This window comes from Pseudomonas sp. SD17-1, assembly GCF_029201585.1.
GTDB lineage: Bacteria > Pseudomonadota > Gammaproteobacteria > Pseudomonadales > Pseudomonadaceae > Aquipseudomonas > Aquipseudomonas palmensis.
In genome coordinates this window covers 26,004-43,017 of the sequence record NZ_CP104044.1, presented here as the reverse complement: position 1 = coordinate 43,017, position 17,014 = coordinate 26,004, and the positions used below count along the sequence as shown (strand labels likewise).

Annotated in this window: 22 protein-coding genes; 11 read left to right on the top strand and 11 right to left on the bottom strand. The window is 65.9% G+C overall.

Annotated features, from left to right (window positions below):
- Positions 1 to 33 precede the first annotated feature (33 nt).
- Complete coding sequence (locus tag N0B28_RS00220) at positions 34 to 582, top strand: gamma carbonic anhydrase family protein (protein ID WP_043862269.1); 549 nt, start codon at positions 34 to 36, stop codon at positions 580 to 582.
- Positions 583 to 614: 32 nt separating this feature from the next.
- A complete protein-coding gene (locus N0B28_RS00215) occupies positions 615 to 1,265 on the top strand; it encodes an HAD family hydrolase (protein WP_043862268.1) in 651 nt (216 codons plus the stop codon).
- Positions 1,266 to 1,292: 27 nt separating this feature from the next.
- On the opposite strand, the gene N0B28_RS00210 is transcribed toward N0B28_RS00215, so the two are convergent.
- Positions 1,293 to 2,399: an aminopeptidase gene (locus N0B28_RS00210; RefSeq protein WP_275732124.1), complete on the bottom strand. Its 1,107-nt coding sequence runs from the start codon at positions 2,397 to 2,399 to the stop codon at positions 1,293 to 1,295.
- Positions 2,400 to 2,464: 65 nt separating this feature from the next.
- On the opposite strand from N0B28_RS00210, the gene N0B28_RS00205 reads away from it, so the two are divergent.
- Positions 2,465 to 2,878 (top strand): hypothetical protein, encoded by a 414-nt coding sequence (locus tag N0B28_RS00205; protein ID WP_100634912.1) that lies wholly within the window; start codon positions 2,465 to 2,467, stop codon positions 2,876 to 2,878.
- Between the two features lie 52 nt (positions 2,879 to 2,930).
- Positions 2,931 to 3,344: a hypothetical protein gene (locus N0B28_RS00200; protein ID WP_043862265.1), complete on the top strand. Its 414-nt coding sequence runs from the start codon at positions 2,931 to 2,933 to the stop codon at positions 3,342 to 3,344.
- A gap of 3 nt (positions 3,345 to 3,347) precedes the next feature.
- Here N0B28_RS00200 and N0B28_RS00195 read toward each other — a convergent pair whose 3' ends face one another.
- On the bottom strand, positions 3,348 to 3,581 hold the full coding sequence (locus N0B28_RS00195; RefSeq protein ID WP_043862264.1) for a DUF1161 domain-containing protein: 234 nt from the start codon (positions 3,579 to 3,581) through the stop codon (positions 3,348 to 3,350).
- A gap of 85 nt (positions 3,582 to 3,666) precedes the next feature.
- Entirely contained in the window at positions 3,667 to 4,101 is a 435-nt protein-coding gene (locus tag N0B28_RS00190; RefSeq protein WP_088514205.1) for an OsmC family protein, read from the bottom strand.
- Between the two features lie 181 nt (positions 4,102 to 4,282).
- Here N0B28_RS00190 and N0B28_RS00185 point away from each other — a divergent pair, with 181 nt between their 5' ends.
- The gene (locus N0B28_RS00185) at positions 4,283 to 5,287 is read left to right on the top strand and encodes an LLM class flavin-dependent oxidoreductase (protein WP_100634910.1); all 1,005 of its coding nucleotides are present in this window, start codon (positions 4,283 to 4,285) and stop codon (positions 5,285 to 5,287) included.
- Positions 5,288 to 5,353: 66 nt separating this feature from the next.
- Here N0B28_RS00185 and N0B28_RS00180 read toward each other — a convergent pair whose 3' ends face one another.
- Complete coding sequence (locus N0B28_RS00180) at positions 5,354 to 5,578, bottom strand: DUF1161 domain-containing protein (RefSeq protein ID WP_054916042.1); 225 nt, start codon at positions 5,576 to 5,578, stop codon at positions 5,354 to 5,356.
- Between the two features lie 52 nt (positions 5,579 to 5,630).
- The gene (locus N0B28_RS00175; protein ID WP_043862261.1) at positions 5,631 to 5,846 is read right to left on the bottom strand and encodes a dodecin; all 216 of its coding nucleotides are present in this window, start codon (positions 5,844 to 5,846) and stop codon (positions 5,631 to 5,633) included.
- A gap of 157 nt (positions 5,847 to 6,003) precedes the next feature.
- On the opposite strand from N0B28_RS00175, the gene N0B28_RS00170 reads away from it, so the two are divergent.
- Positions 6,004 to 6,330 carry a DUF883 family protein gene (locus N0B28_RS00170; protein ID WP_043862260.1) on the top strand — a complete coding sequence of 109 codons (327 nt, stop codon included), beginning with the start codon at positions 6,004 to 6,006 and terminating at the stop codon, positions 6,328 to 6,330.
- Here N0B28_RS00170 and N0B28_RS00165 read toward each other — a convergent pair.
- A complete protein-coding gene (locus N0B28_RS00165) occupies positions 6,327 to 7,223 on the bottom strand; it encodes a LysR family transcriptional regulator (protein WP_275729730.1) in 897 nt (298 codons plus the stop codon). The genes N0B28_RS00170 and N0B28_RS00165 overlap by 4 nt on opposite strands.
- 111 nt (positions 7,224 to 7,334) lie before the next feature.
- On the opposite strand from N0B28_RS00165, the gene trpB reads away from it, so the two are divergent.
- Positions 7,335 to 8,552, top strand: coding sequence for a tryptophan synthase subunit beta (trpB, locus tag N0B28_RS00160; protein ID WP_100634908.1), 1,218 nt, complete (start codon positions 7,335 to 7,337; stop codon positions 8,550 to 8,552).
- Complete coding sequence (gene trpA / locus N0B28_RS00155; protein ID WP_043862257.1) at positions 8,549 to 9,361, top strand: tryptophan synthase subunit alpha; 813 nt, start codon at positions 8,549 to 8,551, stop codon at positions 9,359 to 9,361. The genes trpB and trpA overlap by 4 nt, the downstream gene beginning before the upstream one ends.
- A gap of 93 nt (positions 9,362 to 9,454) precedes the next feature.
- Here trpA and N0B28_RS00150 read toward each other — a convergent pair whose 3' ends face one another.
- Positions 9,455 to 9,790: a DOPA 4,5-dioxygenase family protein gene (locus tag N0B28_RS00150; protein ID WP_043862256.1), complete on the bottom strand. Its 336-nt coding sequence runs from the start codon at positions 9,788 to 9,790 to the stop codon at positions 9,455 to 9,457.
- A gap of 78 nt (positions 9,791 to 9,868) precedes the next feature.
- Here N0B28_RS00150 and N0B28_RS00145 point away from each other — a divergent pair, with 78 nt between their 5' ends.
- Both N0B28_RS00145 and N0B28_RS00140 read left to right on the top strand, forming a co-directional pair.
- On the top strand, positions 9,869 to 10,390 hold the full coding sequence (locus N0B28_RS00145) for an NAD(P)H-binding protein (protein WP_058541986.1): 522 nt from the start codon (positions 9,869 to 9,871) through the stop codon (positions 10,388 to 10,390).
- A gap of 60 nt (positions 10,391 to 10,450) precedes the next feature.
- On the top strand, positions 10,451 to 12,022 hold the full coding sequence (locus N0B28_RS00140; RefSeq protein ID WP_275729724.1) for a SulP family inorganic anion transporter: 1,572 nt from the start codon (positions 10,451 to 10,453) through the stop codon (positions 12,020 to 12,022).
- A 69-nt stretch (positions 12,023 to 12,091) separates the two neighbouring features.
- On the opposite strand, the gene aroE is transcribed toward N0B28_RS00140, so the two are convergent.
- Together aroE and hemF are read right to left on the bottom strand one after the other, a co-directional pair.
- Positions 12,092 to 12,919, bottom strand: a complete 828-nt coding sequence (gene aroE, locus N0B28_RS00135; protein ID WP_043862253.1) for a shikimate dehydrogenase — start codon at positions 12,917 to 12,919, stop codon at positions 12,092 to 12,094.
- A 52-nt stretch (positions 12,920 to 12,971) separates the two neighbouring features.
- Positions 12,972 to 13,898: an oxygen-dependent coproporphyrinogen oxidase gene (gene hemF, locus N0B28_RS00130; RefSeq protein ID WP_043862252.1), complete on the bottom strand. Its 927-nt coding sequence runs from the start codon at positions 13,896 to 13,898 to the stop codon at positions 12,972 to 12,974.
- 155 nt (positions 13,899 to 14,053) lie between these two features.
- Between hemF and N0B28_RS00125 the strand changes: the two genes are divergently transcribed.
- Positions 14,054 to 15,031, top strand: coding sequence for an NADPH:quinone reductase (locus tag N0B28_RS00125; RefSeq protein WP_275729720.1), 978 nt, complete (start codon positions 14,054 to 14,056; stop codon positions 15,029 to 15,031).
- Between the two features lie 84 nt (positions 15,032 to 15,115).
- Here the strand turns inward: N0B28_RS00125 and N0B28_RS00120 are convergent, their stop codons facing one another.
- A complete protein-coding gene (locus N0B28_RS00120) occupies positions 15,116 to 15,673 on the bottom strand; it encodes an L-threonylcarbamoyladenylate synthase (protein ID WP_043862251.1) in 558 nt (185 codons plus the stop codon).
- 39 nt (positions 15,674 to 15,712) lie between these two features.
- Positions 15,713 to 16,810 carry a DNA-processing protein DprA gene (dprA, locus tag N0B28_RS00115; protein ID WP_275729715.1) on the bottom strand — a complete coding sequence of 366 codons (1,098 nt, stop codon included), beginning with the start codon at positions 16,808 to 16,810 and terminating at the stop codon, positions 15,713 to 15,715.
- Between the last annotated feature and the right edge of the window lie 204 nt (positions 16,811 to 17,014).

Here is a 17,014-nt window from a genome sequence, read left to right as displayed (position 1 = left end):
CGCAGCTATCAGCCTTACAGAGAGACACTATTCATGGCCATCCGCAGCTTCCAGCAACACATTCCGCGTCTCGGCGCCCGCGCCTTCGTCGACCGCAGCGCAGTGGTGCTGGGTGATGTCGAGATCGGCGAGGACAGCTCGGTATGGCCCCTGACGGTGATCCGCGGCGACATGCACCGCATCCGCATCGGCGCGCGCACCAGCGTGCAGGACGCCAGCGTGCTGCACATCACCCATGCCGGGCCGTTCAATCCCGACGGCTACCCGCTGCTGATCGGCGATGACGTGACCATTGGTCACAAGGTCATGCTGCATGGCTGCACCCTGGGCAACCGCATTCTGGTCGGCATGGGCAGCACCATCATGGACGGCGCGGTGGTCGAGGACGAGGTGATCATCGGTGCCGGCAGCCTGGTACCGCCGGGCAAGACGCTGGAGAGCGGTTTCCTGTACGTGGGCAGCCCGGTGAAGCAGGCACGGGCGCTGACCGACAAGGAACGCGCGTTCTTCCCCTACAGCGCCGCCAACTACGTGAAGCTCAAGGACCTGCACCTGGCCGAAGGCTTCGACCAGCCTGAGTGAGTTATCCACAGCCCCCTTTTTTCGAGACTGTCATGCACCAGCAAACCATTCTGTTCGACCTCGACGGTACACTCACCGACCCCCGTGAAGGCATCACGCGTTCCATCCAGTACGCCCTGGCCAAGCTGGACATCGACGAGCCGGACCTGGCCCGCCTGGAACACTTCATCGGCCCGCCCTTGCTGCAGGCGTTCATGCAGTTCTACGGCTTCGACGAGGCCAGGGCATGGCAGGCGGTGAACTTCTACCGTGAGCGCTTCAAGGTCACCGGGTTGTACGAGAACCGCGTGTTCGAAGGCGTGAGCGAGCTGCTCGAAGGGCTGCAGGCGCAGGGGCGCACGCTGTACATCGCCACCTCCAAGCCCTGGGAGTTCGCCCGCGAGATTGCCCGGCACTTCGATTTTGCCCGGCATTTCAAGGTCATCTACGGCAGCGAGCTGGACGGTACGCGCACCAACAAGGTGGAGCTGATTGCGCACCTGCTGGCCGAAGAAAACCTGGACCCGGCGCAGACGCTGATGATCGGCGACCGCAAGCACGACCTGATCGGCGCGCGCAGCAACGGGCTGGAAGCAGTGGCGGTGGGCTACGGGTTTGGCAGCCGCGAGGAATTGACCGCAGAGCAGCCGGCTTACCATTTCGACACGCTGGGCGAGCTGCATCGGGCCTTCATGCGGTCCTGAGGGCCTTTTCGCCGGCAATGCCGGCTCCTACAGGGGATGCGACCCGGCATTGCCGGCGAAGCTTTCCAGGGCCTGCTGGCGCTGCTCGAACGGCAACCGCCCCCAGGCCTCGACCCGCTGGTAGAACACCGCCCAATCTCCGCCAACCTCCCGGAACAACGCTGCAAACGCCGGCACCCACTGGTCATACAGCCCGAACGGCAGCAGCTTGGCGTTGTTCATCGGCGCGTTGATCCACGCGTCATAGCGCTTGTCGCCCTGCCACCTTGTATCGCGCAGCACCCGGTACTCGCTGCGCAGGCGCTCGAACTCGGCCTGTTTGCCCGCGCGCATCGCTGCCTCGTCCAGCGGCTGTGCATACAATGTCTTGAGCCGCTCGCGGCTGGCCAGCACCAGCCCGACGAACTCGTCACGCTGGCGCGCTCCACCCTGCGGCAAGGGTGCCAGCCCGCGGGCCGCGCGCCACTGGCGCGAACCTTCCTGCTCCACAAAGGTGGCAAACGACTCGTTGAACGCCGTGTCGTCCTTCACGTACACACGCTGGTGCGCCAGTTCGTGGAAGATCACCGTGGCCAGGCGCTCGTCGCCCCAGCCCAGCATCGAATTGAGAATCGGGTCGTCGAACCAGCCCAGGGTCGAATAGGCCTCCACCCCGCCCACATACACATCCTGCCCCTGCGCCTTCTGCAACGCCGCCGCCCCGCGCGCCGCACCCTGGCTGTAGTAGCCGCGATAGGCCACGCAACCGGCGATGGGGAAGCAGTAGGTATGCGGTTCCAGCGAAAACTCCGGTGTGGCGAACACGTTCCACACCACGAACGGGCGCCCGATATCGGCGTACACCCGGTAGCTGCGGTTGTCCGGCAGCTTAAGGTGGCTGCTGGCAAAAGCGCGTGCCTGCTGCGCTTTCGCCAGGTGCTGGCGCAGGGCAGGGGGGGTGGCCGGGTCGGCCACCAGCACCGCCACCGGCTCGCGCGCGCGCAGCAACTGCCATTGCCCGCTGGCCAGCTGGCTGTAGTAGCCGAGGCTGGTGCAACCGTTGAGCAGCCCGAGCAGCAGCACGGGAACCAACCCGCGGAAAACGCGGTCGAGTGCCCCGGGGCTTGAGCGCAACCAGAAAAAAATTCGAACCATGTGCAGGGATGTCTCGCTCAAGTGCTCATCCGCCCAAGACTATCCTGCCTGCCCGGAGTTTTGCCATGCGTACGATGCTTGCCGCCAGCGCTGTGCTGGCCCTGACCGGCTGCGCCGGCCTGCCCGCCGCCGACCCGAACCAGGCCTGGGTCGACCTCCAGCCCGCTGCCGACGACACCCTGCACGCGCTGGAGGTGGACGAGCGCAGCTGGGCCGACACCCGCTACTTCGAAGTCACGCCGGGCAGTCACGAGCTGACGGTGCGCTATCAGTTCGCGGTAGCGCCCGGCAATATCGGGCCGGTGGACGAACCGCTGTGGCGCGATTGCCAGCTGAACGTGAAATTCAAGGATTTCAATGCCGGCCAGCGCTATCAGTTGCAGGCCGGCAGTATCGGCTTCAGGCCCTGGGCCAAGCTCTACAACGAGCAGCGCAAACTGGTCGGCACCGGTTTGCCTGCCGGATGCCAGCGTACCTGAACAGACTAATGGCGCTATGCTTGTAGCTTGTAGCCCGCCAGCGGAGATTGCCATGCGCCAGCCCATGATGCTGCTTGCCATCAGTACCTTGGGGGCCTGTGCCAGTCCCCTGCCACCGGTCGACAGCAAGCAGGCCTGGATCGACCTGTATACCGTCACGCCGGGCAAGGTGCTCATGGCCGACCGCCTGGATGGTCAGCGCCTGAACGACGGCCGTTTCTTCCAGGTCACGCCGGGCAAACATGAACTGGTGGTGCGCTTTGATTTCGAGGTGTATTCAGGCGGTTTCAGCACCGACCCTACCGAACGCACCTGCTACCTGAAGATTCGCTACGACGACTTCCAGGCCGGCCAGCGCTACCGCATCGAAGCCCGCGCCCCGGCCATGCAGCCCAGTGCCTATCTGTACGACGCGCAGCGCAAGCTGGTCGCCGAAGAACAGAACGACATCTTCTGCATCCCGTGACGGCTAGCGATCGTTTTTCTGGTAGATGATCTTCTTGGTGCCGTTCTCACAGCTGCCCACTACCATGTTCTGGTCGTGGACTTCATCGTTGGTCACGATTTCCAGGGTGTAGGAAGAGACATTGTTGGCCTGGATCTTGGCTTCGATCTCGGCCTTGAGCTCGGCGCAGTCCTTGGGCGCGGCCAGCGCACTGGTGGCCAGCAACGAGGTCAGCACAGCGAATGCAATACGAGTCATCAGAACAGCTCCTTGTGGCGGCAGACCATCTGCCGACAGCCATTTGACCACAAGAAGCCGTGCGTCGTTCTGATCTGCGCCGGCGTCAGTCCACCAGGGTGGCGTCCAGGCTGATCTGGGCCTTGAGCACCTTGGATACCGGACATCCCGCCTTGGCCTTGTTGGCCAGCTCCTCGAATTTCGCCTTGTCGGCACCGGGCACCTTGGCCTTGAGGATCAGGTGCACGGCGGTGATGGCAAAACCATCGGGCTGCTTGTCCAGGGTCACTTCGGCGATGGTGTCGATACGCTCGGCGGTCAGGCCGGCTTCGCCGAGGATCATCGAAAAGGCCATGGAGAAGCAGCCTGCATGGGCAGCGCCGATCAGTTCTTCAGGGTTGGTACCAGGCTGGCCTTCGAACCGGGTGTTGAAGCCATAGGGGTTGGCCTTCAAGGCGCCACTCTCGGTGGAGAGCTGGCCCTTGCCGGTTTTCAGGTCGCCTTGCCAGATTGCCGATGCTGTCTTTTTTATCGAACTCATAAAGCCTCCTGAGTGCCTGAGAGCGCGGGGGATCGCGCCTGGCGTTCAATTCAGAGGGCGTCACCACGGGCAAGTTCAGCCCGATTGCAGGGGCAGGCATTGAATACCTGTGATCTGCCCATACAGAGTCAGAAAGGTCGCGGCATGCTGTCGGCCTAACCATTCAGGAGGCGTACACGCCATGACGCGACTCGCGGACATCAAATACTCCACCCTCGACCTGGTACCGGTACGCCAGGACAGCGGCCCGGCCCAGTCGCTGCGCAACTCGCTGGACCTGGCGCAACACGTGGAGAAATTCGGCTACAACCGCTTCTGGGTGGCCGAGCACCACAACATGGACGGCATTGCCAGCTCCGCCACCTCGGTGCTGCTGGGGTACCTGGCCGGTGGTACCTCGACGATCCGCGTGGGTGCAGGCGGGGTGATGCTGCCCAACCACGCGCCGCTGGTGATTGCCGAGCAGTTCGGCACCCTGGCCAGCCTGTACCCGGGCCGTATCGACCTGGGCCTGGGACGTGCGCCGGGCTCCGACCAGATGACCGCCCGCGCCCTGCGCCGCGAGCGCTCGGGCAGCGCCGACGACTTCCCGGACGATGTAGAGGAACTGGTGCGCTACCTGGGCCCGCGCACGCCCGACCAGAAAGTGATTGCCGTGCCGGGGTATGGCACCGAGGTGCCGATCTGGCTGCTGGGCTCGAGCCTGTTCAGTGCACAGCTGGCGGGGATGCGCGGCTTGCCGTATGCGTTTGCCTCGCACTTTGCGCCGCGCATGATGCATGAAGCGATCCGCGTGTACCGCAACCACTTCAAGCCCTCGGCGGTGCTCGACAAGCCCTACGTGATGTTGGGTGTACCGCTGGTGGCGGCCGATACCGACGAGCAGGCCGAGTATCTGGCCACCTCGGTGTATCAGCGAATTCTGGCGTTGATGCGTGGGCAGAGCCTGGTGCAGCGCCCGCCCGTCGATAGCATGGACGGCCTGTGGCAGCCCCATGAGCGGGAGGCAGTGGGAAGTTTCCTGGGCCTGGCGATGGTGGGCGGGCCAGAGAAGATCCGCGCCAAACTGGACGTGCTGCTGGAGCAGACCGGTGCTGATGAGCTGATCTTTACCTGCGACCTGTACGAGCATGCGGACCGGATCCGGTCCTACGAGATTCTGTCTCAGGTCATCAAGGGCAACTGAAGGCCCTTTCGCCAGCAAGGCTGGCTCCTACGTAGGAGCCAGCCTTGCTGGCGAAAGACTCACCGATCAACCGCGCTTGTACACGATTTCCTTGGTACCGCCTTCACACGACCCCACCACCTTGCCATCGGTCGCAGCGCCCTTGTCGACGATCTCCAGCGAATAGTGCGGTACGCCATTGGCGTCGATCTTCGCGGCAATCTCGCTCTTCAATTCTTCACACGGCTTGCCCGCCGCCAGCGCAGTCCCGGCCAGGGTCATCAAGCCAAACGCCAATACCAACTTCTTCATCGATCGCATTCCTTGTTCAGATCAAAAAGGGTTCAGGGCCAGCCGGCCGCCATCAGCTGTTGGCGATACGGAAGCCCACCTTGATGGTTACCTGAAAATGCGCCGCCTTGCCATCCTTGATATGGCCCCGGGTCTCGGTCACTTCGAACCACTCCAGGTGCTTGATGCTCTTAGCCGCTTCGGCCAGGGCATTGTTGATCGCGTCCTCGATGCTGCTGGGCGAGGAGCCGACCAGTTCGACCTTCTTGTACGTGTGGTGATCAGACATGACTACTCTCCATCAATGGTGTGCATTGAGCCTAGCAGCGCCAGGCAGGTTTACCTGTGTGGGTAAAAACCTGGCAAAAGTTCGATTGCTCTGCACTTTCGCGGCACTGCGCAGTCCCATTCTTCACATGCCACTCAAACCCTGAAGGAGAGCCACCATGGCCAATAGCTCGCTACGTAAAGCCTCGTTGCAAAGCATGGAAGCGGAAATCGAAAGTCTCCTCAAATCCCTGGAAAACCTCAAAGACGATGCTTCGGACGAGTCGCGCAAGACCCTGAAGAGCCTCAAGGGCAATGCCGAAAATGCCCTGCGTCACTCGCGCAGCCTGCTCACCGATGCCTATGAAGAGGTCAAGACCAAGACCCGCGAAACCGGCATCGCCACCCGTGACTATGCCCAGCAACACCCCTGGACCACCGCCGGCGTGGCCGTGGGCGCACTGGGCCTGCTGGCCGCCTACCTGCTGTGCAAGCGCGGCGACTAAAGCGCCTGCCGCCCCAGTTCGGCGCGCAACCAGTGCGCCAGCTGCTCGGCGCGCCCGTCCGCGGCGCGCCGGGGCACCCACAGGGCCAATGACGCCCGCGTAGGACCAAAGCCCCACGGTGCCGCCAGCCTGCCGGCACGCAGGTCATCGGCCACCAGCGGCTGCGGGGCGATCGCCACCCCCAGGCCGGCCACAGCTGCCTCCAGCAAGTAATACAGATGCTCGAACCCTTGCCCGTAGCGCATTGCCTGCGGGTCGATGTGCTGTTGGCGGGCCCAGTCGGGCCAGGCCTGGGGCCGCGAGGTGGTGTGTAGCAGGGTTTCCCCCAGCAAGGCGCTGGCTGGCGCCTGACGCAGGCGGTCGAACCCTGGAAAGTGCGGGCTGAGCACCGGCCCGATGCATTCCTGTGCCAGCACGTGCACCTGCATGTCGGCCGGCCACGGCGGCTCGGCGAATACCAGCAGCGCATCCAGCCCCGGCCGGCGCGGGTCCAGGTCGCCTTCGCCCGCCGACAGGTGCAGACGCAGCTCTGGCAGGTCGGCCTGCAGGCGCCCAAGGCGCGGAATGAACCAGCGCGCCAGCAGGCTGCCTGAACAACCCAGCACGAACGGTGCGTCGGCGCGGTCCTGGCCCAGCTCGGCGCACACGCTGCGCAGGCGCTCGAAGGCGTCGCTGCTGGCGTCGCGCAGGCGCACACCTGCATCTGTGAGTTTAATGCCGCGCCCTTCCTTGACGAACAGGCTCACGCCCAGGTGCTCTTCAAGCACCTTCAACTGCCGGCTCACCGCACCGTGGGTCACGTGCAGTTGCTCGGCAGCCTGGCTGACGCTGTTGAGCCGGGCGGTGGCTTCAAAGGCCCGAAGGGCATTGAGCGGGGGCATTTCTCTGGCCATTGACGTGTGAGTTTTCCTGACAGGTTGTGGCGATCTTATCGGTTTTCAGCGGCGCGTGTCGTGGGTAGAGTAGGCCCATTGCGACCTCATACCCACGCCCTGGAGCGACCCATGACCCAGACCAACTTCCGCAGCGGCCCCGATGCCAACGGCCTGTTTGGCGCATTCGGTGGCCGCTACGTGGCCGAAACCCTGATGCCGCTGGTGCTCGACCTGGCCCGCGAATACGAAGCGGCCAAGGCCGACCCCGAGTTCAACGAGCAACTGGCGTACTTCCAGCGCGACTACATCGGCCGTCCTAACCCGCTGTACTTCGCCGAGCGCCTCACCGAACACTGCGGCGGGGCGAAGATCTTCTTCAAGCGCGAAGAGCTCAACCACACCGGCGCGCACAAGGTGAACAACTGCATCGGCCAGGTGCTGCTGGCCAAGCGCATGGGCAAGAAGCGCCTGATCGCCGAAACCGGCGCCGGCATGCACGGTGTGGCCACCGCCACCGTGGCCGCACGTTTCGGCCTGCCCTGCGTGATCTACATGGGCGCCACCGACATCGAGCGCCAGCAGGCCAACGTGTTCCGCATGAAGCTGCTGGGCGCCGAGATCGTGCCGGTCACCGCCGGCACCGGCACCCTCAAGGACGCCATGAACGAAGCGCTGCGCGACTGGGTGACCAACGTCGACGACACCTTCTACCTGATCGGCACCGTGGCCGGCCCGCACCCGTACCCGGCGATGGTGCGCGACTTCCAGTCGATCATCGGCAAGGAAACCCGCGAGCAGCTGCAGGCCAAGGAAGGGCGCCTGCCCGACAGCCTGATCGCCTGCGTGGGTGGTGGCTCCAACGCCATGGGCCTGTTCCATGACTTCCTCGATGACGCCAGTGTGCAGATCATCGGCGTCGAGGCCGGCGGCCACGGGGTCGACACCGACAAGCACGCAGCGAGCCTCAACGGCGGCGTGCCAGGCGTGCTGCACGGCAACCGCACCTACCTGCTGCAGGACGCCGATGGCCAGATCACCGACGCCCACTCGATTTCCGCCGGCCTGGACTACCCCGGCATCGGCCCGGAGCACGCCTACCTGCACGAAGTGAAGCGCGTCGAGTACGTGAGCATCACCGACGACGAGGCGCTGGATGCGTTCCACACCACATGCCGCCTGGAAGGCATCATCCCGGCGCTGGAAACCTCCCACGCGCTGGCCGAAGCCATCAAGCGTGCGCCCACCCTGCCCAGGGACCACCTGATGGTGGTGTGCCTTTCGGGGCGTGGCGACAAGGACATGCAAACCGTAATGAGCCATATGGCCGCGCAGGAGAAGCAGGCATGAGCCGTCTTGAACAACGTTTTGCCGACCTCAAGCGCGAGGGCCGCGCTGCCCTGGTGACCTTCGTGACCGCCGGTGACCCGGGCTACGACGCTTCGCTGGCGATCCTCAAGGGCCTGCCGGCTGCGGGTGCCGACGTGATCGAGCTGGGCATGCCGTTCACTGACCCGATGGCCGACGGCGTGGCCATCCAGCTGGCCACCCTGCGTGCGCTGGAGGCCGGGCAGACCCTGGCCAAAACCCTGCAGATGGTGCGCGAGTTCCGCACCGGCAATGCCACCACGCCGATCGTGCTGATGGGCTACTACAACCCGATCCACCGCTTCGGCGTGGAGAAGTTCGTGGCCGAGGCCAGGGATGCGGGCGTGGACGGCCTGATCATCGTCGACCTGCCGCCGGAGCACGACGCCGAGCTGGCCACCCCGGCCCAGGCCGCGGGCATCGACTTCATCCGCCTGACCACCCCGACCACCGATGACGCGCGCCTGCCGCGCGTGCTGGAGCGCAGTTCGGGCTTTGTGTACTACGTGTCGGTAGCCGGCGTGACCGGCGCAGGCTCGGCGACCAGCGATCAGGTAAGCGGCGCCATCGAGCGCCTGCGCCGCCACACCGACCTGCCGATCAGCGTAGGCTTCGGCATTCGCACGCCTGAACAGGCGGCAGCCATTGCGCGGCTGGCCGATGGTGTGGTCGTGGGTTCGGCGCTGGTGGACAAGGTGGCCAACGCCAGCACGGGCGAGCAGGCGGTAAGCGATGTGCTGGCGCTGTGTTCGGCGCTGGCCGAAGGTGTGCGCGGCGCGCGCAAAGGCTGATACCGCGTCGCCTCTTTCGCCGGCAAGGCCGGCTCCTACAGACACCGCAGTCCTGTAGGAGCCGGCCTTGCCGGCGAAAGCCTCACCGCCGCTTCAGGCCCCTTCGAACATCGAAAGATCCAGCGGCCGCACGGCCCCCATCCAGATCGCATGGTCCCGATGATCGGCCAGCTCATCGCCGGTCAGCGGATGCAGAAACACCACCAGCCCCTTGCGGTACAACGCCAGCCACGGCAGCACCACGCCCACCATCTCCGGCCCGAATGCCAGCTGGCAGCTCCAGTCCGGGTGCGGCCCCACCGGTTTCTGATGCATGCGCCCCATGCTCACGCCAAACAGCGTGGCGGCTTCCTCGCACAGCGCCCGCGCCTGCTCCATCGTACCGGCGTCGTAATACACATGGGCGTGATACCCCTTTATCCGTTGCACGCTGCCTCCTGAATTCGACCGAACCCCCAGGTGCTCCCGCAGGTCCAAAGGCCATCAAGATACCCCCGGAGCGCTATCGTGAAAAACGCCGAAACACCTGTCTTCAAACTGATCCTGCTCGGCGGCCAGTGCACCCTGGGCGATGCGCTGGTAAGCGAACTGCTGCAGCGCCAGCACGAGGTGACCCTGATCCTCGACGACCTCAACCAGCCCCAGGCGCGCCCCGGCCTGCACGTCAAGAACGGCGGCCTGGCCAGCGCAGACCAGGCCGAACAGAGCATCGCTGGCGGCTCGGCCGTGGTGTGCCTGCTCGACGGCCTGGCGCCCGGCGACTTCTCGCGCCAGGGGCTGATGACCCAGGCCCTGCTCGCGGGCATGGCCCGCACGCCCCTGCGTCGCATTGTGCTGGTGGGCCAGTTTGGCGGCGGCGCGGCGCCGCTGGCGGAGTTGTTGCAGGCCGGTGGCCTGCGCTGGACGTTGGTCAACACGCCACTGAGCGAGCACCCGGACAGCCTGGCAGGCATCGCTGCGGGCATTGCCGACCTGCTGGACCTGAACCTGCATGTTGGCGAACAGGTGAATTTCATCGAGGCCCCCTGACTTGCACCGGGCCGCCATAGCCTGCACCCTGAGCCTTCACCGCACTGCATAGAGAGCTTCATGGCCTGGCTAGAGCGCCACCGTCTGTTTCCCTTTCTCGCCTGGTTGCCTCGGCAAACCCGTGCCAGCGTGCGGCGCGACCTGCTGGTGGGGCTCAGCGGGGCGATCCTGGCCCTGCCGCAGTCGATCGCCTATGCGCTGATCGCCGGCCTGCCCGCCGAGTACGGGCTGTACGCGGCCATCGTGCCGGTGCTGATCGCGTGCCTGTGGGGCTCGTCGTGGCACCTGATCTGCGGGCCCACCGCCGCCATCTCCATCGTGCTCTACGCCAGCATCAGCCCCGTGGCGGTGCCCGGCAGCGACGACTACATCCGCCTGATCCTGCTGCTGACCTTCCTGGCCGGGGTGTTCCAGTGGCTGGTGGGCATGCTGCGCTTCGGCGCGCTGGTGAATTTCGTCTCGCACTCGGTGGTGCTCGGCTTCACCCTCGGCGCTGCAGTGGTGATCGCCCTGGGCCAGGTGCCGAACCTGCTGGGGCTCGACCTCGCCAGCCAGGCCACCGCCCTCAGAACCCTGCAAGGCCTGCTGCAGCATGCCGGCGACATCGACTGGCCATCGCTGCTGCTGGGGCTGGGCACCTTGCTGCTGGGGCTGTTGATCAAGCTCGCACGGCCGCGCTGGCCGGCGCTGTTGATCAGCCTTGTCGGCGCCAGCCTGCTTGTGTGGCTGTGGCCGGCACTGTTCGGCCATGTGGCGCTGGTGCCGGCGTTCATTGGCTGGCTGCCACCGCTGAGCCCGCTGCCGCTGCTGGACCTGGAGCTGATCCTGCGCCTGCTGCCCAGTGCCGTGGCGGTGGGCATGCTGGGGCTGGTCACCAGCCTGTCGATTGCGCGCTCGCTGTCGATCCGCTCCGAACAGCTGATCGACGCCAACCAGGAGATCCGCGCCCAGGGCCTGTCCAACCTGGGCGGTGCATGGTTCTCCGGCTACCTGTCGTCGGGCTCGTTCACCCGTTCCGGGCTCAGCTATGAGGCCGGGGCGCAGTCACCGCTGGCGGGGGTGTTCTCGGCCCTGTGGGTGGCGCTGTTCGCCGTGGCGGGCGCCAGCCTGATCGCGCACATCCCGATCCCGGCGATGGCCGGCAGCATCCTGCTGATCTGCTGGGGGCTGGTGGATCACCGTGCGATTCGGGCGCTGTACCGGGTCAGCCGGCCGGAGTTTCTGGTGATGCTGCTGACCTGCGTCGCCACCTTGCTGCTGGAACTGCAGACGGCGATTTATGCCGGGGTGCTGGCATCGCTGTTCTTCTACCTCAAGCGCACTTCGCAGCCACGGGTACAGCAGTCGCGCGAAGGCGAGGCGGATGTGCTGCGGGTGTTCGGCTCGATCTTCTTCGGCGCCAGCCATTATCTGCAGGTGCGCCTGCAGCGGTGCCAGGCACCGGTGGTGGTGATCGATGCGCGGCAGATCAACTTCATCGATTACTCGGGGGTGGAGATGCTGCACCAGGAGGCGCGGCGGCTGCGCCGGCAGGGACGTCAGCTGGTGCTGCGGCGGGCGAGGGGGCAGGTGGTGGAGGAGTTGCAGAAGCTGGAAGGGGCGGCTGATTGCCCGGTCCAGTTTGAGGATTGAGTTGCGCCCTTCGCCGGCAAGGCCGGCGCCTACAGGGGCCGGCCTTGCCGGCGAAGGCAGCGCCGCGTTCTAGCCCCGCGCCAGCTGCCGGCGCAGCTCATCGAGCACCGGCCCGGTGTCCGGGCGCACCCCGCGCCAGATGAAGAACGCCTCCGCCGCCTGCTCAGCCAGCATTCCCAGCCCGTCCAGCACCTTGGCCGCACCGTGCTCGGTGGCCCAGCGACAGAACGGCGTGGGCTCCTTGGCATACATCATGTCGTAGCACACGGTCACGCCCGGTTCGATCAGGCTCGCGGCAATCGGCGGCATCTCGCCGGCCAGGCTCGCCGAGGTGGCATTGATGATCAGGTCCACCGGCTCTTCCAGCCAGCTGAAGCCGCTGGCGGCCACCGGCCCCAGGTCGTCGAACTCGCGGGCCAGCTGCTCGGCCTTTTCTACCGTACGGTTGGCAATCACCAGCGACGCAGGCTCATGCGCCAGCAACGGCTCGAGCACCCCGCGCACCGCGCCACCGGCCCCCAGCAGCAGGATGCGCTTGCCCTTGAGCTCGACCCCGGCATTCACCGTGAGGTCGCGCACCAGGCCGGCACCGTCGGTGTTGTCGCCCTGCAGGCTGCCGTCGGGCAGCCGGGTCAGCGTGTTCACCGCCCCGGCTCGCCAGGCGCGTGCGGTCAGGCCGTCACCCACCAGGCGGTAGGCTTCCTCCTTGAAGGGCACGGTGACGTTGGCGCCGCTGCCCTGCTTGAAGAAGCCCAGCGCGCACATGCTGAAGTCGTCCAGCGGCGCCAGCAGGGTGTTGTACTCCAGCTGTTGGCCGGTCTGGTCGGCGAACAGCCGGTGAATCAGCGGCGACTTGCTGTGGCCGATCGGGTTGCCGAATACAACGTACTGGTCCATGACGCGTTTCCTGAGTCCGCCCGGCGAATCGGGCACGTTATCCACAATGGGTTCAGTGAGCGGCCTTGTCCAGGCCCAGCCAGTCGCGGTCCTGCAGGAAGTACTCGGTCAGGCGTGCTTCTTCGCTGCCCGGCGCAGCCTTCCAGTCATAGCCCCAGCGCACCTGCGGCGGCAGCGACATCAGGATCGACTCGGTACGGCCGCCCGATTGCAGGCCGAACAGGGTGCCACGGTCGTACACCAGGTTGAATTCCACGTAGCGCCCGCGGCGGAACTCCTGGAATTCACGCTGCTGGGCGGTGTACGGCTGCGCCTTGCGCCGTTGCACGATGGGCAGGTAGGCCTCGACGTAGGCATCGCCGATGGCGCGGATGAAGGCGAAGCAGGTGTCGAAGTCCCACTCGTTCAGGTCGTCGAAGAACAAGCCGCCGATGCCCCGCGGCTCGCCCCGGTGCTTGAGGTGGAAGTAGCGGTCGCACCAGGCCTTGTAGCGCGGGTACACATCGGCGCCGAACGGTGCGCAGGCCTGCTCGGCCACGCGGTGCCAGTGGATGCAGTCTTCTTCGTGGGCGTAGTAGGGCGTGAGGTCGAAGCCGCCGCCGAACCACCATACCGCCTCTTCGCCTTCCTTCTCGGCAATGAAGAAGCGCACGTTGGCGTGGGAGGTCGGTACATGGGGGTTGTGCGGATGGATCACCAGCGACACCCCCAGCGCCTCGAAACCACGGCCAGCAAGTTCGGGGCGGTGCGCGCTGGCAGACGGCGGCAGGCCGCTGCCGAACACGTGCGAGAAGTTGACCCCGCCTTTTTCGATGACGTTGCCTTCGCCGATTACCCGCGTGCGCCCACCGCCACCGGCTTCGCGTACCCAGGCGTCCTCGACGAAGCGGGCTCCGCCGTCTTCGCTTTCCAGGGCGGCGCAAATCCGGTCTTGCAGGTCGAGCAGGTAGGCCTTCACGGCCTCGGTGCGGGTAGTCATCAGGTCACCTTGGAAACGGGCTAGGGCCGGGCCAGGCGGGGGCCGGCGCTGAATTCGGCGCGTAGCATACCACCGGCGGCAGGCCACCCGCAGTTGACGGCGATCAAGCAAAGGCGTCCGATAGGGGTTTTCCCGGATCCAGCAGGAGAGTGCAGATGGCCAAGCGTATCCAGTTCAGCCAGCATGGCGGCCCCGAGGTATTGACCCTAGTCGACTTCGAACCCGCCGCGCCCGGCCCGCAACAGGTCCGCGTGCGCAACCACGCCATTGGTCTGAACTTCATCGACACCTATTTCCGCAGCGGGCTGTACGCGCCGCCGGCACTGCCCTCGGGCCTGGGCACCGAAGCTGCCGGCGTGGTCGAGGCGGTGGGCGAGGGCGTGACGCGGATCAAGGTGGGCGATCGGGTGGCCTACGCTGGCGGTCCGCTGGGTGCCTACAGCGAGGTGCACACGCTGCCTGAAGCAAACCTGGTGAAGCTGCCCGAGAGCATCAGCTTCGAGCAGGCCGCCGCGGTGATGCTCAAGGGCCTGACCGTGCAGTACCTGCTGCGCCAGACCTACGCGCTGCAGGCCGGCCAGACGGTGCTGTTCCATGCCGCCGCCGGTGGGGTGGGTTCGCTGGCCTGCCAGTGGGCCAAGGCCCTGGGCGTGAAGCTGATCGGTACCGTGAGCTCGCCGGAGAAGGCGGCGCGGGCCAAGGCCCTGGGTGCATGGGAAACCATCGACTACAGCCGTGAAGACGTGGCGCAGCGCGTGCTGGAGCTGACCGGCGGCAAGAAGTGCCCGGTGGTGTACGACGGCGTGGGCCAGGACACCTGGCTGACCTCGCTGGACTGCCTGGCGCCGCGCGGGCTGATGGTGAGCTTCGGCAATGCGTCGGGCCCGGTGAGCGGAGTCAATCTGGGGATCCTGGCGCAGAAGGGCTCGCTGTATGTGACCCGGCCGACGCTGGCCAGCTATGCCAACAATGCCGAGAACACCCAGGCGATGGCCGACGAGCTGTTCGAAATGATCGCCAGCGGCAAGCTGGCTGTGGATATCCAGCAGCGCTATCCGCTGGCCGAGGCGGCCAAGGCTCAGGCAGAGCTGTCGGCGCGGCGGACGGTGGGGTCTACGGTGTTGTTGCCCTGAATCGGCGCTGAATGCTTCGCCGGCAAGGCCGGCTCCTACAGACGGTGGCGCGCCTGTAGGAGCCGGCCTTGCCGGCGAATGGGGTCACCCCGCTCTCACCACCTGCCCCGTGGCCAGGTCGCGAATCACGCTCGGGTTGCGCCGCCCGCCCAGGCTGCCGCCCAGGATCACATCCAGCTGCCCGTGGAAGTACTGTTCCACACGCAGGCGCGAGCGCGCTGCCGGCCGGCCCTGCGGGTTGGCCGAGGTCGACACCAGCGGGCCCACCAGCGAACACAGGTCGCGCACCACCGGGTGGTCGCTGACCCGCAGCGCCACGGTGTCATGCACGCCGGTGATCCATTCCGGCAACATGCCCTGGTGCGGCACCAGCCAGGTATTGGGCCCCGGCCAGGTGCTGGCCATGCGGTCCAGCCACAGCTCGGGGAAGTCCTCGAACAAGAAGTCGAACTGGCGGATGTTGTCCGCAATCAGGATCAGCCCCTTGTTCACCGAGCGGGACTTGAGCGCCAGCAGGCGGTCCACCGCCTCCTCGTTCCACGGGTCACAGCCCAGGCCCCAGACCGCCTCGGTCGGATAGGCCAGTACCGCACCCGCCCGAATTTCCCGCGCGGCTTGTTGCACACGCCAACTGTTCACCATCGTTGTCACTCCGCGTTCAAAGGCTGGTACGCAGTGTACTTAGCCCGGCCGGGCAAACCAACGCCCCGCGTCACTGCACACACGCCCGTCCAGCTCCAGTTCGGTGAGCGTGGCCAGCACCTGGGGCAGGGCCTGACCGCTGGCCAGCGCCAGCGCCTCGGTGGTGTGCGGCGCCGCCAGCAGCAACCCCAGCAGCGGGTGCACCACCGGCTCGGGGGCGGCCGACGGAAGGTTCTGCCAGCCACGCAAACTTTCCAGAATCTGCTCTATGCTCTCCACCAGCATCGCGCCATCACGTATCAATTGATGGCAGCCCCTGGCCCCCGGATGGTAGATGGAGCCAGGAATCGCGTACACCTCGCGCCCCTGTTCGGCTGCCAGGCGCGCGGTGATCAGCGAACCGCTGGCCAGGCTGGCCTCCACCACCAGCACGCCGAGCGACAGCCCGCTGATGATGCGATTGCGCCGCGGGAAGTTGGCCGCCACCGGTCCGGCATCCAGCGGGAACTCCGAGACCACTGCGCTACCGCGCTCGGCCATGGCCTGCGCGAGGGCATGATGTCGCTGTGGATAAAGTTTTTGCAGGCCGGTGCCAAGCACGCCGATAGTGCGTCCGCCAGCATCCATTGCAGCCTGGTGAGCGGCACCGTCGACCCCCAGTGCCAGGCCGCTGGTAATCACGAAACCGGCCTGGGCCAGTTGCCTGGAAAACGCGGCCGCGGTGTCCAGGGCCGGGCGTGAAGCACGCCGGCTGCCGACGATGGCCAGCTGCGGCTGCTCCAGAATCATCGGGTTGCCGGCAATGAACAGAAGGGGCGGGGCATCGCAAAGCTCGGCCAGCAAGCCAGGGTAGGTGGGGGCGTCCCACATCAGCAAATGCTGCCCGGGCCGCTCTAGCCAGGCCATTGCAGCCGCTGCGCCGGCGTAAGCCTCGGCACTGTGGCGGGCCGTTATGCTGGCCGGGCTGCGGCCCAGCGCCCGCCATTGTGTGGCGGGCGCATCAAGCGCGGAGGCCGCGCTGCCAAAGGCTTCCAGCAGCAGGCCAAAGCCCTTTGGCCCGATATCGGGAAGGCGGTGCAGGCGCAGACGTGCCTCAAGTTCAACCGGCGAGCACGCCGCAACAGGCGGGAGGGGCATCGGATCATCCTTGATCGAAGGCGGGTCAGCCACGCGTGAAAACCTGTGGATAACTCTGTTGATAATAGTTTGACAACTCGCCGCCCGGTGCGGGCCGCCAGTCGCCTTCAAAACCCTAGCCGACCTTGAGAAGGGTGCCGAACGCGCCGAATACCTTTATTATGTGCATTCATGTTTGTAACCCATCGCACAGTGCAGCTCATA

What these genes read in the sequence shown, in the direction of transcription:
- N0B28_RS00220 (WP_043862269.1), top strand. Translation starts at nt 34, where the DNA reads ATGGCCATCCGCAGCTTCCAGCAACACATTCCGCGTCTCGGCGCCCGC.
- N0B28_RS00215 (WP_043862268.1), top strand. Translation starts at nt 615, where the DNA reads ATGCACCAGCAAACCATTCTGTTCGACCTCGACGGTACACTCACCGAC.
- N0B28_RS00210 (WP_275732124.1), bottom strand. Translation starts at nt 2,399, where the DNA reads ATGGTTCGAATTTTTTTCTGGTTGCGCTCAAGCCCCGGGGCACTCGAC.
- N0B28_RS00205 (WP_100634912.1), top strand. Translation starts at nt 2,465, where the DNA reads ATGCGTACGATGCTTGCCGCCAGCGCTGTGCTGGCCCTGACCGGCTGC.
- N0B28_RS00200 (WP_043862265.1), top strand. Translation starts at nt 2,931, where the DNA reads ATGCGCCAGCCCATGATGCTGCTTGCCATCAGTACCTTGGGGGCCTGT.
- N0B28_RS00195 (WP_043862264.1), bottom strand. Translation starts at nt 3,581, where the DNA reads ATGACTCGTATTGCATTCGCTGTGCTGACCTCGTTGCTGGCCACCAGT.
- N0B28_RS00190 (WP_088514205.1), bottom strand. Translation starts at nt 4,101, where the DNA reads ATGAGTTCGATAAAAAAGACAGCATCGGCAATCTGGCAAGGCGACCTG.
- N0B28_RS00185 (WP_100634910.1), top strand. Translation starts at nt 4,283, where the DNA reads ATGACGCGACTCGCGGACATCAAATACTCCACCCTCGACCTGGTACCG.
- N0B28_RS00180 (WP_054916042.1), bottom strand. Translation starts at nt 5,578, where the DNA reads ATGAAGAAGTTGGTATTGGCGTTTGGCTTGATGACCCTGGCCGGGACT.
- N0B28_RS00175 (WP_043862261.1), bottom strand. Translation starts at nt 5,846, where the DNA reads ATGTCTGATCACCACACGTACAAGAAGGTCGAACTGGTCGGCTCCTCG.
- N0B28_RS00170 (WP_043862260.1), top strand. Translation starts at nt 6,004, where the DNA reads ATGGCCAATAGCTCGCTACGTAAAGCCTCGTTGCAAAGCATGGAAGCG.
- N0B28_RS00165 (WP_275729730.1), bottom strand. Translation starts at nt 7,223, where the DNA reads ATGGCCAGAGAAATGCCCCCGCTCAATGCCCTTCGGGCCTTTGAAGCC.
- trpB (WP_100634908.1), top strand. Translation starts at nt 7,335, where the DNA reads ATGACCCAGACCAACTTCCGCAGCGGCCCCGATGCCAACGGCCTGTTT.
- trpA (WP_043862257.1), top strand. Translation starts at nt 8,549, where the DNA reads ATGAGCCGTCTTGAACAACGTTTTGCCGACCTCAAGCGCGAGGGCCGC.
- N0B28_RS00140 (WP_275729724.1), top strand. Translation starts at nt 10,451, where the DNA reads ATGGCCTGGCTAGAGCGCCACCGTCTGTTTCCCTTTCTCGCCTGGTTG.
- aroE (WP_043862253.1), bottom strand. Translation starts at nt 12,919, where the DNA reads ATGGACCAGTACGTTGTATTCGGCAACCCGATCGGCCACAGCAAGTCG.
- hemF (WP_043862252.1), bottom strand. Translation starts at nt 13,898, where the DNA reads ATGACTACCCGCACCGAGGCCGTGAAGGCCTACCTGCTCGACCTGCAA.
- N0B28_RS00125 (WP_275729720.1), top strand. Translation starts at nt 14,054, where the DNA reads ATGGCCAAGCGTATCCAGTTCAGCCAGCATGGCGGCCCCGAGGTATTG.
- N0B28_RS00120 (WP_043862251.1), bottom strand. Translation starts at nt 15,673, where the DNA reads ATGGTGAACAGTTGGCGTGTGCAACAAGCCGCGCGGGAAATTCGGGCG.
- dprA (WP_275729715.1), bottom strand. Translation starts at nt 16,810, where the DNA reads ATGCCCCTCCCGCCTGTTGCGGCGTGCTCGCCGGTTGAACTTGAGGCA.